Origin of the sequence: Nostoc sp. LEGE 12447 (assembly GCF_015206985.1) — a bacterium.
GTDB lineage: Bacteria > Cyanobacteriota > Cyanobacteriia > Cyanobacteriales > Nostocaceae > Nostoc.
Map to the genome: position 1 here is coordinate 1 of NZ_JADEXT010000014.1, position 17,764 is coordinate 17,764.

General features: G+C 41.2%; 13 protein-coding genes and 1 pseudogene. 8 read left to right on the plus strand and 6 right to left on the minus strand.

Going from position 1 to position 17,764, the window contains the following annotated elements; translation table 11 throughout:
* Positions 1 to 420, plus strand: a pseudogene (locus IQ274_RS16090) (hypothetical protein); the annotation flags it as partial.
* 239 nt (positions 421 to 659) lie between these two features.
* Here the strand turns inward: IQ274_RS16090 and IQ274_RS16095 are convergent.
* On the minus strand, positions 660 to 1,298 hold the full coding sequence (locus IQ274_RS16095; RefSeq protein WP_194142851.1) for a Uma2 family endonuclease: 639 nt from the start codon (positions 1,296 to 1,298) through the stop codon (positions 660 to 662).
* A 387-nt stretch (positions 1,299 to 1,685) separates the two neighbouring features.
* Complete coding sequence (locus IQ274_RS16100) at positions 1,686 to 7,613, minus strand: AAA family ATPase (RefSeq protein ID WP_194142852.1); 5,928 nt, start codon at positions 7,611 to 7,613, stop codon at positions 1,686 to 1,688.
* A gap of 359 nt (positions 7,614 to 7,972) precedes the next feature.
* On the opposite strand from IQ274_RS16100, the gene IQ274_RS16105 reads away from it, so the two are divergent.
* From IQ274_RS16105 to IQ274_RS16120, 4 genes are all read left to right on the plus strand, one after another.
* Positions 7,973 to 8,698: a pyridoxine 5'-phosphate synthase gene (locus tag IQ274_RS16105; RefSeq protein WP_194142853.1), complete on the plus strand. Its 726-nt coding sequence runs from the start codon at positions 7,973 to 7,975 to the stop codon at positions 8,696 to 8,698.
* A 118-nt stretch (positions 8,699 to 8,816) separates the two neighbouring features.
* Entirely contained in the window at positions 8,817 to 9,536 is a 720-nt protein-coding gene (locus IQ274_RS16110; protein ID WP_194142854.1) for a SnoaL-like polyketide cyclase, read from the plus strand.
* Between the two features lie 65 nt (positions 9,537 to 9,601).
* Positions 9,602 to 9,931, plus strand: a complete 330-nt coding sequence (locus IQ274_RS16115) for an MgPME-cyclase complex family protein (RefSeq protein ID WP_012410129.1) — start codon at positions 9,602 to 9,604, stop codon at positions 9,929 to 9,931.
* A gap of 224 nt (positions 9,932 to 10,155) precedes the next feature.
* The gene (locus IQ274_RS16120) at positions 10,156 to 10,833 is read left to right on the plus strand and encodes a hypothetical protein (RefSeq protein WP_185585794.1); all 678 of its coding nucleotides are present in this window, start codon (positions 10,156 to 10,158) and stop codon (positions 10,831 to 10,833) included.
* A 111-nt stretch (positions 10,834 to 10,944) separates the two neighbouring features.
* Here the strand turns inward: IQ274_RS16120 and IQ274_RS16125 are convergent, their stop codons facing one another.
* The 3 genes from IQ274_RS16125 to folD form a co-directional block, all read right to left on the minus strand.
* Complete coding sequence (locus IQ274_RS16125) at positions 10,945 to 11,406, minus strand: divergent PAP2 family protein (protein WP_163938860.1); 462 nt, start codon at positions 11,404 to 11,406, stop codon at positions 10,945 to 10,947.
* Positions 11,407 to 11,675: 269 nt separating this feature from the next.
* Complete coding sequence (crtE, locus tag IQ274_RS16130; RefSeq protein ID WP_163938862.1) at positions 11,676 to 12,608, minus strand: geranylgeranyl diphosphate synthase CrtE; 933 nt, start codon at positions 12,606 to 12,608, stop codon at positions 11,676 to 11,678.
* Positions 12,609 to 12,795: 187 nt separating this feature from the next.
* Positions 12,796 to 13,674 (minus strand): bifunctional methylenetetrahydrofolate dehydrogenase/methenyltetrahydrofolate cyclohydrolase FolD, encoded by an 879-nt coding sequence (folD, locus tag IQ274_RS16135; protein WP_163938864.1) that lies wholly within the window; start codon positions 13,672 to 13,674, stop codon positions 12,796 to 12,798.
* Positions 13,675 to 13,924: 250 nt separating this feature from the next.
* Here folD and IQ274_RS16140 point away from each other — a divergent pair, with 250 nt between their 5' ends.
* From IQ274_RS16140 to IQ274_RS16150, 3 genes are all read left to right on the plus strand, one after another.
* Positions 13,925 to 14,413: a hypothetical protein gene (locus IQ274_RS16140; RefSeq protein WP_175586993.1), complete on the plus strand. Its 489-nt coding sequence runs from the start codon at positions 13,925 to 13,927 to the stop codon at positions 14,411 to 14,413.
* A gap of 24 nt (positions 14,414 to 14,437) precedes the next feature.
* Positions 14,438 to 14,872: an NUDIX hydrolase gene (locus tag IQ274_RS16145; RefSeq protein WP_179074001.1), complete on the plus strand. Its 435-nt coding sequence runs from the start codon at positions 14,438 to 14,440 to the stop codon at positions 14,870 to 14,872.
* A 128-nt stretch (positions 14,873 to 15,000) separates the two neighbouring features.
* Complete coding sequence (locus IQ274_RS16150; protein ID WP_163938901.1) at positions 15,001 to 16,104, plus strand: AI-2E family transporter; 1,104 nt, start codon at positions 15,001 to 15,003, stop codon at positions 16,102 to 16,104.
* A gap of 65 nt (positions 16,105 to 16,169) precedes the next feature.
* On the opposite strand, the gene IQ274_RS16155 is transcribed toward IQ274_RS16150, so the two are convergent.
* Entirely contained in the window at positions 16,170 to 17,642 is a 1,473-nt protein-coding gene (locus IQ274_RS16155; protein ID WP_194142855.1) for a sensor histidine kinase, read from the minus strand.
* Positions 17,643 to 17,764 lie beyond the last annotated feature (122 nt).

Below are 17,764 nucleotides of genomic sequence, written 5' to 3' on the forward strand. Positions count from 1 at the left end.
AACAAGCGTCATTATTTAAATTACTACAAAAGGGGAATGAAGGGGCTGCCGACGGCAGCCCCTTCATTCCCCTCTAAAATGATTATCATTATTGGTGATGGAATAGTTTATTTTCTGGAAGTCCCTAGAGTTAAGACTTTACCTATTATTAACACGGAGGGTAAAACCTTCTATCCATACCAAAGACAAAACTTCGTGTCACCTGCTCAATGTGGTGCTGGTAAGCGTAACCGAGTTAATATCGAAGCAATTTACAGTAGTGAATATCCATTACCTGCTATTTTCTACGTAGTAGTTAAGCAAAATGGTCAAAGAGAACAGCAAGCTGGTCAAGCCTATGCCAATCTAATTTTAACAAAACAAGGGCAAGAGATGATAAAAAGTCTTCAACAAACTGGGAGTCTTGACGAAAATAATTAGGTGCTGATGCTTCTCTTTGCTGAATTTTTGCACAAAAACTCTATTGTACAGTTACCATTTTCGAGTTAGTCGTTAAACAGTAAAAATTCACTTTTCATCTGGCAATTGCACAAATCATGATATCAAATTAGTTAAAATTAAACAAAATAACTTTGTGCCGATTCAACCTGAATTTGGCAACTTTATTTAATAGCGATCACACTTCTTGATTTTTATATTTCAAAATAGCGATCACATTGTTATAAATTATCTTTAACCCAATCTCGAAAATTACGCATAGCTTGGCTTCTACCAATTGTTAAACACTGCTGTACATATTTATTCACTAATTCAATAATTGGAATATTAGGAAAATTAGGACTAGAGCCAGATTTTATATACTTACTTTCTTTTAGCAAATAAATCTCTAAACCTTGTTGTGTATGTCGCCAAAGTTCAGGAACTCCCAAAATTTTATAATTTTCAAATCGAGTGCGAGAAGTAATATCAATTTCGATTGCTAAATCTGGTGGTGGGTCTATAGTTAAATCAATGCGATTTTTTCCAATAACAGCAGCTTGATTTTGAATATAAAAACTAGTATCTGGTTCTACTGCTTGTTGCATCCGCTCATTTTGAAGCGTAGTCGAGCCAAAAGGTTCAAAATCTATTTGCAAAATTTCTAACAAAATTTTGACTAAATCACCAATAAGTTCTTTATCTTTTTCGTGTTCTGGTAGGGGAACCATAATTTCTAACCAACCATGACTATAAGAGATACGTGCAGCACGTCTTTCCCCCATTTCTTCTAAAATGTTTTCTAACTGCTGCCAACTAATATCTTTGAGCAACATTTGTTGACCAGGTTTAACAATAATTTGTTGCAGTTTTAAAAGCATATCACCTCAGAGAGTTGATGTAGTAGCTGTTACAGCAGATTAAATTCAAAAATCAACTTTCTTAAAGTATATCGTCTTTGAGAATGAGGGTAGAAATTAGCCAAAAAATCACTTGTATGATTTTTGTCTAGGTTTGTTGATAAAGCTTGAACAATAGCGATCGCACCACAACAAAATTTGCCAAAGTTTTAATTTCTGGCTTCTGAATGGCTAACCAATTATTAATATCATTCTCACCTTGCCGTGTTTTTAACAGTGCTTGCTGCTTGAAACTATCAGGTTTTTTCCTTCCCTTTACCCCAAAAACCGAAAAGTATTGAAGTGGAAATTACTCTAGCACTCAGCACGGGCTAAACGCCCCGCTACCGCTAAAGCACTCAGCACTAATTATTGTTGTTGAGTAGAAATTTGAATGACAAACTCTGTGCCCTGTCCAAGTTCTGAAGTGCAGGAGAGTGAACCGCCATGTCCTTCTACCACGATTTGACGAGCGATCGCTAATCCTAATCCAGTGCCTTTTCCTACAGGCTTGGTAGTGAATAAATGGTCAAATACTCGTTCCTTGACCTCCGGTGACATCCCCACCCCATTATCGGCAATCTTAATCAAGATATCCTGACCTGAGTTTGCTACACGGGTTTGAATGGTGATGCAATTGGGGTTAGCTAGAATTGCTTCCAAACTCCGTTCTGTATTGTATTGTTCAAGGGCATCAATGGCATTTGCTAACAAGTTCATAAACACTTGATTAAGTTGTCCAGCAAAGCATTCGACTAGGGGGAGTTTGCCATAATTCTTCACCACCTCAATTGCCGGACGATTTTCGTTAGCTTTTAAACGATGTCTCAGAATTAGAATAGTGCTGTCAATGCCTTCGTGAATATCAAAAGGAACTTTATAATCCTTATCTGCTCTGGAAAATGTTCGCAAACTGGTACTGATGCTGCGGATACGCTGAACACCCAATTTCATTGAGTCCAGTAATTTAGGTAAATCTTCACGTAAATAATTCAGGTCGATGGCATCAATTTCGTCTTTAATATCTGAGCCAGGATTAGGAAACTTCTCTTGATAAAGATTAATCAGTGCAAACAAGTCTTTAATATAATCTTTGGCTGGTTCAATGTTGCCGGCAATGAAACCAATAGGATTGTTTATTTCATGGGCGACACCTGCCACCAGATTACCAAGAGCAGACATTTTTTCACCTTGCACCAATTGCAATTGCATCGTTTGGAGTTCTCGCAAAGCTTGTTCTAATTGTTGCTTTTGCTGTTGCAGCAATTGTTGTGCTTGGTAGTATTCGGTGATGTCTTCAGAAGTACCAAGAATGCCAAAAACGTTTCCTTCTTTATCTCGTAGCGGAATTTTATTGGTATTCGACCAGATTTGTTTTCCGTCAGCTTTCAGCACGGTTTCTATAATGTTGAGTTCAGCTTGTCCAGACTCCATAATGCGGCGATCGCACTCTACAAAAGAATCTGATTGCTCACGAGTCCAGGAAAAGTCGTAGTCTGTTTTACCAATAACATTTTCAGACACTCCATTCTCAAAAGTTTGAGCATACTTATGGTTACAGCCTAAATAAACACTATTGCGGTCTTTCCAGAAAACAGACTGCGGGATATTATCGATAATTAACCGCAAAAATTGTTCCGTCTGTCTAAGGTTTTCTAAAATATCTTGTGCTTGCTGATAAAGTCGGGCGTTTTCCAGGGAGATTGCAGCTTGAGTACATAACAAATTGAGAATTTCGACGCGATCGCTGCTAAACGCCCCAGCAACCAGATTGTTTTCTAAATACAAAATCCCTAATAGTTTGCCTTGATAGAGAATCGGTGTACACAGCAAGCTTTTGGGTTGCTGACGCATGATGTAGGGATCAGCCATTAACATCGGATGCACTGTTGCATCAAGGATGACGGTAGGTTGCAGGCTGCGTTTAACCGCATAAATTAGGCTATGAGGAATGTCTGCGCTATCTTCTACAAAAATGGACTGTAACAACCTTGATTGCTGTCCAACTTCAGTGGTCGCCTCAACTAGCAATTTACCTTCTTTGAGCAGTAGTAACGCACACTTATCGGCTCCAGCATTTTCAATTACCACTTGTAGCAGCTTCGTAAGTAATTTATCCAGTTCAATTTCACTAGAAAGAGTTTGAGAGGCTTTGAGAACCGTTGCCAAATCTAGCATTACTGATGCACTGCTGCTAGATGTTGGTGATTTATTAGTGCTTGAGTGCAAGGTAGTAATGCTGTCAATATTTGCGATCGCAGAGTCACTTCGTGAACGCGTCTGTTGTAAAATAGGCGCTAGAAGCCTTGGATAACGTTGTTCTAAATCATCAACTTTGGCTTTAGCACCCCAGCGAGTGTAACAATAATAAGCATTAATCAAATATTCTTGGGCAATGCGTTCTTTGCCCCATTCTAAATAAAACTTAGCTGTGAGTTCATTAGCTAAAGCTTCCTCGTTGAGGTATTCGTTTTCTTTGGCTTTAGCAATGGCGCGATCGTAATACTCAATTGCTTCGGCTTTTGCCCCCAAAACTCGACATTTTTCCGCAATAACTAAAGCATGGCGGTGAGCTTGATTGCTTGGTGCATAATCCGCCCAAATGCTGAGTTTTTCTTGATGACCCCTCACGCGTTCTATAATGCTGATTTGGTCTGTCTTACTGGCAGTTGGGTAAACCGCTAATCGAACTAGTGCATCATAAAAGTAAAACAGAGGAAGAATCACTAGTCCTGTGATTGCGCCCAAATACGGTTCTGCAAGTTGGGCGTTTTGTAGAGCTTTTTCATAGTCTTGGAAAAGGTAGGAAAGGAAAAGTTTATTGAAATAAACCTGATATAGTCCTGCTCCCTGATTCGTTTTGACGTAAAGCTGAATTATTTCATCTTCGTGGCAGTATTCGCCAAGCAATCGCTCAGGTTCAAGCACAGCCTCCAACAAATTGACTACAACCTGATGATAAATACTTTGTGTGTGCAGACAGGTATCCTGGCGCAATTGCTGAATGACCTTGCGATGCACATCTATCGTTTGTCTTAAGGCAGATAGTTCCTGACCACTCCAGTAAGCTGTGTAGCAATAACACATCAGGCTGAGAGCGACATACTCGATATCACCGCTTTCTAGCCCACTGGCATAGGCTTGCAAATATCCTTCCAAGGTATATTTTGCAGGTTCTTGCCAATGTCTAAGGAAGCAGTTAAAGGCAAAAATGGTTTTAGCAGTTAGCTTGGGGGCATAGATGCGTTGCATAAGATTCATCCCCAGTTGCCCAAACCGATAGCCTGCGTCAATATCTCCCAATGTAGCAACCAAGGTCAACCCATACATTACATAGCCATGAGTCGATTCTGGAGCATTGCCGTATTCTACTGATAAATCGAATTCGGCAAAGATCACTAGAGGCAAAAGTTCAGGAGCAGCTTGGTAAGCCGCAGAAATAATACTGGATAAAATAACCATTGCCGCTTTTTTCTCCGGTGCGGCTATTTGCGGTAATTCCAACAAAGATTCAATTGACCTGCCATTAAGCAAGGTTTGGGTGTGCCTCAGTGCCTGTTCGATGTCTACTGAGGTGGGTTGTTCCGGCAAATACACTCCCAGATGCTTGAGGATTTCTCGTGCTAATTGCAAGGCTTCTAGCTGCTGATGTTGTGCCATACAAGCCTGGATTTTAATACTGTAGATATTTACCCGATCTAGCCAGGATTGAGCATGATTCAGTACCACATCAGCTAACTGTTCCATCTGTTCAAAATCGGTGCAGAGGTAAGCTGATTCTGTTGCTCCTTCATACAAGATGAGGGCGAGATTGTATTGGCTGTGCCAGCAATTACTCGTTAGTATGGCAATACCTGTGTTGAAATAGTTTAAAGCTGCTGCATAAGCTGTTGCACCCTTGGCTTTATGTCCAGCAGCCAGGTTTAACTGCGCGAGTTCCTGTTGCTCCTGCTGATCGCTAATCAAAGTGACCCCTTGATTAAGGTGGTTGACGATCGCAAAAATTTTCTCATCTCGTTCATTTACAGCCGTCGCTTGTTGCAGCAAACGTCCAATGTGCAGGTGAGTAACTTGCTTTTGATTGTCAGGAATTAGTAAATAAGCAGCTTGCTGAATGCGATCGTGAAGAAATTTGTAGCTGCTGGTTATTTTTCCATAGTCATTGTGACTATTTACCAATGATTGTTGTTGATAGAATTTGTAAACGTCACTGCTAGGAATAATAAATCCTTCTTGAAGTGCTTTCCATAACTTATCTGCCGTTTTTGCCTCAGACTGTTCAGAGACGATCGCTAACGTGGCTAAATCAAATTGGTTTCCCACACAAGCCGCTAATTTCAAAACTTCTTGAGTTTCTATTGACAACTTTTCAAGCTGAATTGCCATAAACTCTACTACATCATCAGTAAGGGCGAGCGATCGCACTTGAGCAACATCACATTCCCAACCCCCTTGACTTCCCGCCTTGGTAAGGGGGGACTGAGGGGGGTTAAATGTAATTAGTTTTTCTTGATGTAGAGCTTTGAGAAACTGGGTGCTGAAGAAAGGATTACCTTTAGTTTTGCTCAATATCAACTCTGTTAACGGTGTGGCTAATGCTAGGGAGCAGCTCAATGTATCTGCAACCAAGTGATTAACAGACGTTTGATCGAGAGGAGTTAAGGTAATTGTATTGACTGTAGCACCCAACTTCTGAATCTCTTGCAAAGTCAGCATCAGGGGATGTACTGGATTAACTTCGTTATCTCGATAAGCACCAATTAATAGTAGATAGCCGATGTCAACTTCACTCATTAACAAGTGCATTAACTTTAAAGAAGCAGAATCTGCCCATTGCAGATCATCAATAAAGATTGCCAATGGATGTTCTAAGGCAGTGAAGACTTGAGTGAATTTCAAAAACAGCGACTTGAAGCGATTTTGTGCCGCACTCCCAGAGAGTTCCGGCGCAGGAGGCTGTTTACCAATCATACTTTCCAGTTCTGGAATCACCTCAATCATCACTTGTCCGTTGTCACCCAAAGCAGAGAGAATTTTGCACTTCCACTGCTCGAATTGAGTGTCAGTTTCACTCAGCAGTTGCCTGATTAAGTCTCGAAAAGCTTGCACAAAGGCAGAGAAAGGAATGTTGCGTTGGAATTGGTCAAATTTACCTTTAATGAAGTAACCTCGTTGTCGCACGATTGGCTTGTGGACTTCGTTAACCACAGCAGTTTTGCCAATACCAGAGAAGCCTGCTACTAACATAATTTCAGTGCTTCCCTGACTGACTCTCTCAAAGGCATTCAGTAAGCTTTCAACTTCGTCTTGGCGACCATAGAGTTTTTCTGGGATGATGAAGCGATCGCAAATATCCCGCTCACCTAATTGAAAGGATTTGATTTCTCCAGTTTCTTGCAATTGAGACAAACATTTTTCTAAATCAAATTTCAGCCCTAATGCACTCTGATAGCGGTCTTCAGCATTTTTCGCCATCAATTTCATCACAATGTCACAAAGAACTTGGGGAATCTCTTCTTCCCCCCTGCCCCCTGTCCCACTTCGACTACGCTCAGTGACCACCTGCCCTCTGCCCCCTAATTTTTCTGGTTCCTTGGCAATATGACAGTGAACCAACTCCATCGGATCGTTAGACTCGAAGGGTAAGTGTCCAGCCAGCAATTCATAGAAGGTAACGCCGAGAGAATAGTAATCACTGCGATAGTCAATTCCGCGATTCATCCGTCCGGTTTGTTCTGGAGAAAGGTAGGCAAGAGTACCTTCTAAGACATTAGGACTGTGAATTTCTTGGGTTTCTCTGGGTAAAAGAGAGGCAATACTAAAGTCAATGAACTTGACTTGCTGAGTTTCTGAGTTGATGAGGATGTTAGCAGGCTTGATATCTTTATGGATAATCCGATGGCGATAGAGTCCGTCGAGAATATTGCTTAGAGCGATCGCAATTTCCAAAAACTCTGTCAAAGTATGTTGCTTACCCCTTATTGTTTCGTTCATCCAATCTCTGAGGGAAATACCACCAAAATCCTCCATCACCAAAGCATAGCTGTTACGGTAAGGTTCCAGGCTGTAGGGATGAACAATACCAGGTAAGTCAATATTTTTAGCGATCGTGTATTGATTGCGGAATAGCAGCAGATCGTTGAAGGTAGGATACTCCTGCTGTAGCAGTTTGATTACAACCGGAAGTTGATCAGCCTCTCGAATTGCACGATAAACTAAGGTTCTAGAGCCTGCATAAAGTTGTTCGCTAATTTGATAGTTAAAAAGCTTGTCCATCGGCTTAACTGCTATATTCATACTTCATCAACTCTTCATAAATTAGCTATTTATTTAAAGTATTGTGCCCAAAAAGTAGCTTTTGCTAACTCAGTTTTGTCAATGGAGGCAAGGGGGAGGAGGCAGAGGGCAGGGGGAGGAGGCAATACGGTTCGATTAAAGGGGAAAGGGAAAAGGTTTTGAATAAATTTTTACCCTTTACCCCTTACCCAGACCTCAAGGAAAGTGAAAAATGCTTATCCAAACCGTATTGGGGGAGGAGGTAGGAGATAGAAACTCTTTATATGTGACGCGTAAGCCCTATTTAAATCTCAAGCAAAACTTCCCCAATTTCCGGTAAAATCAATTTCTGAGGATTGTGGAATTGGGAGAAATTTGGGGTGCCTACACTTGGCGTTAACATTGACCACATTGCCACCATCCGGCAAGCGCGGCGGACGGTAGAACCAGACCCGGTAGCGGCGGCGGTGCTGGCAGAATTAGCGGGCGCTGATGGAATTACGGTACATCTGCGCGAAGATCGGCGGCATATCCAAGACCGGGATGTGCGTATATTGCGGCAAACAGTGCGATCGCATCTTAATTTAGAAATGGCCGCAACAGAAGAAATGCTAGCGATCGCTCTCGATATCAAACCAGATTACGTGACTTTAGTCCCCGAAAAGCGCGAAGAAGTCACAACAGAAGGCGGACTAGATATTATTGGCCAAATTGCTAGAATAGGTGAGATAGTCGATAAATTGCAAAGCGCTAGCATTCCAGTTAGTTTATTTATCGATGCCGAACCAGCACAAATCGAAGCATCTGTCAAGATACAGGCGCAGTTTATCGAATTGCATACCGGACAATATGCTGAGGCTAAGGATGAAAAAAATCGCCACCGAGAATTAGCCATATTAGCTAAAGGTTGTCAACAAGCGATTCAAGCTGGATTGCGAGTCAACGCTGGTCATGGACTCACCTATTGGAACGTCTATCCGGTGGCTGCGCTTCCAGGCATGGAAGAACTGAACATTGGTCATACCATCATCAGTCGGGCAGCATTAGTAGGTATAGAAAGGGCAGTCCGCGAGATGAAACAAGCTATCAGAGGTGACAGGGGATAGGGAATAGGGAATAGGGGAAGAAACTATAACCTATAACCTATAACCTGTAACCTATAACCTAGAGGGGTTGTCACTGCGAAATCTGGAAATTGGGATCAAATCTTCAGCAAAAACTTCTATGAGCGCAACACAGTCTAACAACCTGCCACTTTGGGTACAGGATAGAGATAAAGTGATAGCAGAAAGCACTGATGTCGAGTGGCGCTATCAGACACCGCCTGATTATTCTCGTTCCAAAGAAAATCTTGCCCAAGAAAGTATCCACAATCACCTTGAAGGTACACTGGAAGCGATCGTACAAAACTTAGTGCGAACCTTCGAGATGGAGGTATCTTTCAAAGCTAACCCACAACAGTGGTTATCTATTGTCAATGAACAGTTTCGAGTGAGTACCAATGGCGGAGTAGAGTATACCGCAGCAGATTTATCAGCCCAAGGTACTTACAATCTATTTATGCCTGATTCAGAGCATTACAAAGCTTCAGAAGAAACCTTTGAATCATCCGCAAAAGTCTTCCATACAACATTTCCCCAAGGATTTCCTTGGGAAGTTCTGGAAGTTTTCTCAGGGCCACCAAATGTCACATTCAAATGGCGGCATTGGGGACATTTTAACGGAGAATATAAAGGCCATGCACCTACTGGAGAGACAATAGAAATTATCGGCATGAGCATTGCAAAAGTTACCGATGACTTGAAGGTTATTTCCTTAGAACATTACTTCGACAATAATCTGTTCTTGGAAAAGCTAACATCTGGTGGCAAACAGACAAATGCCCAAAAGTCGGGAAGTGCTTGTCCGTTCAGTTCTTGGTTCAAGAAATCCCGTAAGAGTTAGTTGATAAGGGTACAGAATGTCGTACTGTGCCCTTACATTATTCACACAGCAACCAAAGGATGAAAATGCAAACATACTATTACGTTTTGGCTAGCCAACGCTTTCTTCTCCAAGAAGAACCTATACATGAAGTTATCAAAGAACGCACTCGTCACTACCACGAACAAGAAAAACAAATAGATTTTTGGTTGGTTGAGCAACCAGCTTTTTTGGAAGCACCCCAATTTGCACAAATCAAGGCAAAGTGTCCCCAACCATCAGTAGCAATTATTTCAACTAATCCCCAATTTATTACTTGGTTAAAACTGCGTTTAGAGTACGTTATCACTGGAGAATTCCAGGCTCCTTCTGAGACAATACCAGATGCTTTGGCATCGCTTGCTACCGTATCTTAAAAATGAGGAATGGGGCATGGGGAAGAGGTGATAGGTGACAGGTTATAGGGAATAATCTGTACCCTGTAACCTATAACCTATTCCCTTCTTTACTCCAATTTTATTTGCTAAGAAGAAAATATGTTTTGTAACAGTCCTTCCATTCCCACACTGAAGTAAGTAGGTTTTCAGCTTTTTTCTTATAAAATCTTCTAAGACACCTTGATTTACATAATCTAACTTTTGTGCATAGATTTCAGACTTTACCAAGTGTTTTAGGATTAGCGATTGCAGGGTTGATTGGTGGCATGAGTTCTGTTTTTGCCCAACAAGCCATTCCTGCTTGTCAACCACCGACTTCGGGTGAGTATCTTTTATTGGTAGTCAGTCCCACAGCTGATAATCAAAAGCAGTTGCGTAGCGCCTTACCGCCTGAACTCAAAACCATTACCTGCAAATATCTCAACGAAACTGTGACGCGGATAGGGGGGTTTAAAAAGATTGATGATGCCAATCGATGGGCAAGGTATGTAAGTAATATTGTTGGCTTGTCTGCTATCATCACCACTCGACCAACAACGGCAGATGTACAGCCGCCACAAACACAGGCACAAACACAGCCACAACTACAGCAACAGCCACTTCAGCAAACAGTTAACTATAATCCTCAAGCATTAGGAGAGGGTTATGCAGTTTTGGTAGATTATTACAATCGTCCTGAACTAGTAAATAGCGTACAGCAAGCAGTAGGAGGCAACGTCGGTTTTGTTTCTTATGGACAACGCCCTTACTTGTTGGCAGTTTATACCACCAATCAAAGTGAAGCATACAATACATTGCAGAAGCTGAACAATGGCGGTTTTGTTGCCAGCATAGTAGATAGCCGTAAAGTGATTCTGCTGCGCTCAACTGTGCGATTGTAGTGATATTAAGTTTTCTAGAATACTGATGCGATCTACCAAGTTGGTAATTTGTCAGCTGACAAATTACCAGTTCCCAATTAAAAATAGTCGCTCAAACAAGGATTTATTACCCTAGTTTAAATAAGCAAAACTAGCTAACCAACAAATGGTTATACCCAAAGCCGACCCAGCTATTACCTGAACTGGTGTATGTCCGAGTAATTCCTTCAGACGGTCTTGGCTAAAGTCTGGTTTTTCATGAAATAATTCATCAATCATTTGATTGAGGATACGAGCTTGCTTACCAGCCGCTTGGCGAACTCCGGCTGCATCGTACATGACGATGATGGCAAAAACCATCGCAACGGCAAAATCAGGAGATGCCCAACCAAGTGTTTGCCCTACACCAGCCGCTAGAGCTGTAACTAAAGCTGAATGGGCACTGGGCATACCTCCCGTTGTCACTAAAACACGGATATTCAGTTTGCGATTTTTGATGATCTCGACTACGAGCTTTAATGCTTGAGCAATTAAACAAGCGACCAGAGCAACCAGCAGCACCCGGTTGTCTAAAATGTTGCCTATGTCCTGCATGGTATTTTGGTTAGGTTAGTAAATATTAGCAGCGTTTGTTGGTTGAGGAAACATTTAGATTCAACCCAAAATCCAAAATTAACCTAGTACATCACGGCGAAAACAGATGAATTATTCAAAATTGTCTAAAAGCTGATTAAATTAGCTTTTTGAATTTTGAATTTTCAATTCTGCTGGGCGGTAGTAGTACAGTATCGTGTAAAGAAACCACCCATTCCCAATCAATGAAACCCTTACGGGATAAGAATTTAGAATTCCGCAAAGCGTTGCTAGTTATTGCGGCTAGTAATGAAATGAGCGATCGCTTGGAGTGGCTTGGCTCTGTCTCCAAATGGTTCTAATTCTGCACAAGCTACTTTAACTAGCTCTTGGGCTTTTAAGCGTGATTCTTCAAGTCCCCAAAGGCTAGGATAGGTCACTTTTTTTGCTTTTTGGTCTTTACCAGCTGTTTTGCCTAATTGCTCTTTTGTAGAAGTGATATCCAGAATATCATCTATGATTTGGAATGCTAGCCCAATATTTTCAGCATAACGGGTTAGTCGCTGCACATCTTCAGTTGATGCCCCAGCGATGATCCCGCCAGAAACTACGCAAGCTTCCAAAAGGGCGGATGTTTTGTGTCTATGAATGAAATTTAGCGTTTCTAGAGAAATATCTGATTTCCCCTCGCACTCTAAATCGACAACTTGACCACCGACCAAACCCGCTGCCCCCAGCGCCCGACCAAGACGAACAATTACCTGCAAGGTTAGCTCTCTGTTAACGCTTTGGGGGGTTTTGAGGGCAACCAACTCAAAAGCGAGTGCCAACAAGCCGTCCCCAGCCAAAATCGCCACATCTTCGCCATAGACTTTATGATTTGTCAGCTTTCCCCGACGGTAATCGTCATTATCCATCGCTGGGAGATCGTCATGAATCAAAGACATTGTGTGGATCATCTCCACAGCACAAGCTGTTGGCATAGCCATTTCGATAGTGCCGCCCATCATTTCACAGGTAGCAAGGCAAAGAATGGGACGTACACGCTTGCCGCCAGCTAATAACGAGTAGCGCATCGCCTCATAAATCTTTTCTGGATAAATGATGGGGATAGCCTGATCTAAAGCATTATCACAAAGCTTTTGTCGCTCTTTGAGATAGGCTACTAAGTTAAATGTGGCTTCCTCTGGTGGTGTCTTTTGAACGTTATCAGTTGCTACCATTCTTCAATTCCTGACACTTTGGGATTTTTGTCTTATACGTCACAATTTTAAGGTGCTGTGGGGCTGAAAAAATGAAGAGTTCACAATTATGAGTTAGGAATTAGGAGTTAGGAGTTGAGACGCGATTAATCGCGTCTGTACAAGAGTTAGGATTAATAATTCTTAACTTTTAACTCATCACTCTCTTTCATTTTCTTGCTGCTCTGGAATAGCTGGTGAAAGTATTTTGTAACAATATGGCAACAGTCATAGGACCAACACCACCAGGAACGGGGGTGATAAATCCTGCTACACCAGCAGTTGATTCAAAGTCAACATCGCCAATTAAGCGACTTTTGCCACTAGCATCGGTGACACGATTCATTCCCACATCTACCACAACAGCACCTGGTTTTACCATATCAGCAGTGATGAGTCCGGGACGACCTGCTGCTGCAATTAGAATATCAGCATTTTGGGTGATGCTTTTGAGGTCATGCGATCGCGAGTGAGCGATCGTGACTGTAGCATCAGCTTCTAGTAGCATCAGCGCCATAGGTTTACCCACCAAAATACTCCGTCCCACCACTACTGCCTGTTTTCCTTGCAATGGAATCTCATATTCCTGCAAAAGCCGCATCACACCATCCGGGGTGCAGCTGCGTAAACCGATTTCTCCCCGTACTAATCGCCCTAAATTAACTGGGTGCAGTCCATCAGCATCTTTATCGGGATCAATTTGATGTAACAGAGCCACACCATCCAAGTGCTTAGGTAAGGGTAACTGCACAAGAATTCCATCCACCCGTTCATCGTGGTTTAGTGCAGCAATGACCTCTTGTAACTCCCCAAAGGTAGTTTCGGTAGGAAAATGCTTACCAAAAGAGGCGATGCCAACTTTTGCACAGGCTTTTTCTTTATTGCGGACATAAGCGGCTGACGCTGGGTTGTCGCCAACCATTAACACTGCTAAACCAGGGGGTCGTCCAATTTCTGGTTGTAATTGTGTAATCGCTACAGAAAGTTCTTGCTGAATTTTTGCGGCTATTGCTTTCCCATCAAGGAGTTTGGCAGTTTTTGTTTCCATAAAAATTCCTAACTATAAATTAATTCGCTTTTTATCCAAAAGTCTAGAAGAAAAATATTGCTTATTGACTTTTAACTATTATTGTGTATTTGCTTGATGTTGTAGCGTTTCTCTCACAGTCAATCCATAATGCTTATTTTCTCAGATCAACGGCTTTATCTGAAGAATAAAGAATTGCAGGCTGAAATTCAGAACATTTTTTGCTCAGTTGAGAGCGTGTTTCTGAAACCGCAGAGAAAGAATATTATAGATGGGAACTGACCTAATGAAACTGGCGACAAAGCAAGCAGTGAAGCAAAAATTTGCTCAATCAGTGGCTTTCATGCAACAAACAAGAAATTTGTCCCTTTCGTTCTTATCCGCGCATAGTATTGTTTCCTACCGCCTGGGGTTGATTTTTTTATTGGTGGGAGGACTTTGTAGTTGTGGTAGTTTAACCTCATCAGGCTTGAATGGGACTAATTTCCAAATTGGTAGCAATGTCACGCCAATTCGAGAAATTAAACCAAAACAAGACAATCGGACTACAGTTTACATCCAAGGTCAGGTAGAAAAACAAGCTCCTCTGATGAAGCAATGGGCTTATCAAATTAATGACTCGACTGGCAAAATTTGGGTTATCACCAATCAAAAAAATCTAGCGAAGGGAGCGCAAGTGGTGATTAAGGGTAAAATTCGCTACCAAAGCATCCCTTTAGGTGGTAAAGAATTGGGGGAAGTTTATCTAGAAGAAGAGTAATCAGCAATTAAAAATTAATAATATATGAACAATCAACCGGTGCATGTAGCGATCGCAATTCTCTATCAAGAAAACAAGTTTCTCATGCAACTACGCGATAACATCCCCGGTATTCTCTACCCTGGTTACTGGGCGCTATTTGGCGGTCATATCGAACCTGGTGAAACCCCAGATGTCGCAGTGAAGCGAGAAATTTTAGAAGAAATCGGCTATGAGCTACCACCCTTTGTGGAATTTGGCTGTTATACCGACGAAAGAGTTGTCCGTCATGTCTTTCATGCACCACTATTGGTGGAATTAAATCAACTGGTTTTAAATGAAGGTTGGGATATGGGATTATTGACCCCAGAAGATATTCACCAAGGTAACTGTTATTCGCAAAACGCCCGCGAAGTACGCCCTTTGGGGAATACGCATCGGCAAATTATGTTGGATTTTATGGAGAGAAATCAATCTTAATAGGAATTGGGAATTGGGCATTGGGCATTGGATTATTAATTTTTCTCCCCCTGCTCCCTGCCCCCTGCCCCCCTGCCTCCTCTCCTAGCAGCCAAAATAAAGTTATAACTCTTGTGGAGTCATCACTAATGCAATCAGCAAACAAACTACCGCGATGGTTAACTATAGGATTGGCATTTCCGATTATTATTCTCAACGGTTGGCTATTGCTCCAGGTGGTGCAGTATTTTCAGCCATTGATTAGTATTATTGCCGCCGCCATTCTACTGGCATTTGTCTTGAACTATCCAATCCAGTTTTTGCAAGAACAAGGGGTAAAACGTAACCTAGCGATCGCAGGAGTGTTGCTTTTAACTCTAGTGATTTTAGTAGCTTTAGGCATTACCTTAGTTCCCTTAATTATCCAACAACTCGTTGAGCTAGCCAATATTTTGCCAAGTTGGATTGATTCTGGTACTCAGCAACTCCAAACTTTCCAGGATTGGGCGTTAAGTCAGCAACAGCTTCCCATTAATTTAAGCGGGTTATTTACCCAAGTTCTGGAACGATTATCTAACCAACTTCAGTCTTTCACTGGTAGAATTCTTGGTTTTGCCGTTGACACCATTGGTATTGTTCTCAATGTGTTGCTGGCGGTAGTGCTAACTGTCTATCTAATATTAAATGGCGAACGTCTTTGGGACGGAATATTTCAGTGGTTTCCCCATAACATTGGGTTAAGATTGCGGGAATTACTGCGAGAAGACTTCCACAATTACTTTATTGGTCAAGCAACATTGGGAGCCGTATTGGGGGTGACAATTACACTGGCGTTTTTGACGCTGCGAGTTCCCTTGGCTTTACTTTTTGGTATCGGGATTGGTTTATTTTCTCTCTTCCCCTTTGGTACAGGATTCGGTATTGCCATAGTAAGCCTTTTGGTGGCATTGCAAAACTTTTGGTTAGGAGTTGAAGTATTAGGTATAGCCGTTGCAATCGACCAAGTTAATTCTAATTTTGTTGCACCTCGAATTCTGGGTAATTTAACTGGTTTAAATCCTGTATGGGTAGTGATTTCTTTGTTGTTGGGGGCAAAGTTAGGAGGGGTGCTGGGTTTGTTAATTGCAATTCCTATTGCTAGTTTTATCAAGGATACAACAGATAGCTGGCGGGCTGGAGAGTTTAATAAGATAGATGATATCGTGTCAGAACCTGTTACAGTAACAAGTGAAACAGCAGGGACTTATAGTTAGAATTCAATATTTAAATAAAGAAAAACTGACTAAGAATGTCCCTTCTTTGGTTATTGTTTGTTTTTCTAAACAAGCTCAGAATTTAGGTGAATCGGAATTTCAATAATAAACTCAGTCCCTTTGCCAAAAGTTGATATACATTGCAGATGACCACCATGTTTTTCCACAATAATTTGATAACTAATAGATAAACCTAATCCAGTTCCTTTACCAACGGGTTTAGTAGTAAAAAAGGGATCAAATAATTGCTTTTGCAAATTCTCTGGAATTCCTGGGCCATTATCGGAAATGCGAATAATTACTTGATTGTCATTAGTGAGTTGAGTCCGAATACAAATTTTTCCTTTTTTATCCCTTACCAATGACGTAGGCGCTTCTCTACGAGACGCTGCGCGAACGCCTTCCCGCAGGGTATGACTAATGACAAATGACTCTTCTATAGCATCAATAGCATTCACCAAAATATTCATAAATACCTGATTGAGTAACCCAGCGTAGCACTCCACTTGGGGAAGATCGCCGTATTCTTTAATTATGTTGATGTTTTCACATATTTGGTTATTTTGAAGACGACTTTGTAAGATTATTAGCGTACTATCAATACCTTCATGGATATCAACTAATTTTTTTTCAGATTCATCAAGACGAGAAAAATTTCGTAAAGAAAGAATAATTTGCTCGATTCGTTTGGTACCAACCTGCATAGAAGTGAGAAGACGGGGGAGATCGGTAGTTAAAAAATCCAGTTCAATTTGTGCGATCGCAGTTTTAATTTCCGTTTCTGGTTCAGGATAAGATTGTTGGTACAATCTAATAATATTGAGCAGATTTTGACTATATTCGATGGCGTGAACAAGGTTCCCAGCAATAAAATTGACAGGATTATTGATTTCGTGTGCAATACCAGCAACAAGTTGTCCTAATGCAGCCATTTTCTCATTCTGAATTAACCGCGTATAGTTTTCTTGAAGATCACGAAAGCCTGCTTTAGCAACTCTAGATTGTTCCTCTACTTGTTGTAGCTGAACGAGTGTTAATACATGAATTTGGGAGTAGGCTAAGAGTAATTGATGAAAATCGACTAGCTTATATTTTCCACACGTGGTTTTGATCAAAATTGGCTCGTATGCAATTTGAGGTGGTCGTTGCAAAGTTATCTCAGTTGCTTTAACAATAGACGTATCCTCAGAAATTGCTAATATCTCTGTCTGGAAAAACTTGTAAAGAATTTTAATCGGTTTTGTAGAAAATAAAGCCAAACTGTAGGGGGAACTCATATACTCAAAAAATTTCCGCCGTGAAATCATCCCTACATACTCTTGATTATTATTGAGGATAATTCCTGGTAATAAAGGCTCTTGCTTAAAGAGCGTAACTAAATCATTCCCTGGACACTCTATTTCAATATGAACTTCCCAAGAGAGTAATTCTTGCAACGTTGACTCTAATCGCAAATTTGACTCATCAGTATTTGTTGTACTGCTAATAGTCGATATACTCTCATGTCTTGACTGTTGAGGTAATATTTCTGGCAACATTATGAATACCCGTCTCTATAATTTCAAAATTCATCAATCGTTATAAACTTATTTTTCCCAGATTGCTAACCAAAATTACAGTGTAGATGTGGGAATATAGAGTACCTCATCAAATCCAATAC

Excerpts from the sequence above, each read along its gene's own strand:
- IQ274_RS16095 (WP_194142851.1), bottom strand. The coding sequence starts at position 1,298 with ATGCTTTTAAAACTGCAACAAATTATTGTTAAACCTGGTCAACAAATG.
- IQ274_RS16100 (WP_194142852.1), bottom strand. The coding sequence starts at position 7,613 with ATGAATATAGCAGTTAAGCCGATGGACAAGCTTTTTAACTATCAAATT.
- IQ274_RS16110 (WP_194142854.1), top strand. The coding sequence starts at position 8,817 with ATGAGCGCAACACAGTCTAACAACCTGCCACTTTGGGTACAGGATAGA.
- IQ274_RS16115 (WP_012410129.1), top strand. The coding sequence starts at position 9,602 with ATGCAAACATACTATTACGTTTTGGCTAGCCAACGCTTTCTTCTCCAA.
- IQ274_RS16125 (WP_163938860.1), bottom strand. The coding sequence starts at position 11,406 with ATGCAGGACATAGGCAACATTTTAGACAACCGGGTGCTGCTGGTTGCT.
- crtE (WP_163938862.1), bottom strand. The coding sequence starts at position 12,608 with ATGGTAGCAACTGATAACGTTCAAAAGACACCACCAGAGGAAGCCACA.
- folD (WP_163938864.1), bottom strand. The coding sequence starts at position 13,674 with ATGGAAACAAAAACTGCCAAACTCCTTGATGGGAAAGCAATAGCCGCA.
- IQ274_RS16140 (WP_175586993.1), top strand. The coding sequence starts at position 13,925 with ATGGGAACTGACCTAATGAAACTGGCGACAAAGCAAGCAGTGAAGCAA.
- IQ274_RS16145 (WP_179074001.1), top strand. The coding sequence starts at position 14,438 with ATGAACAATCAACCGGTGCATGTAGCGATCGCAATTCTCTATCAAGAA.
- IQ274_RS16150 (WP_163938901.1), top strand. The coding sequence starts at position 15,001 with ATGCAATCAGCAAACAAACTACCGCGATGGTTAACTATAGGATTGGCA.
- IQ274_RS16155 (WP_194142855.1), bottom strand. The coding sequence starts at position 17,642 with ATGTTGCCAGAAATATTACCTCAACAGTCAAGACATGAGAGTATATCG.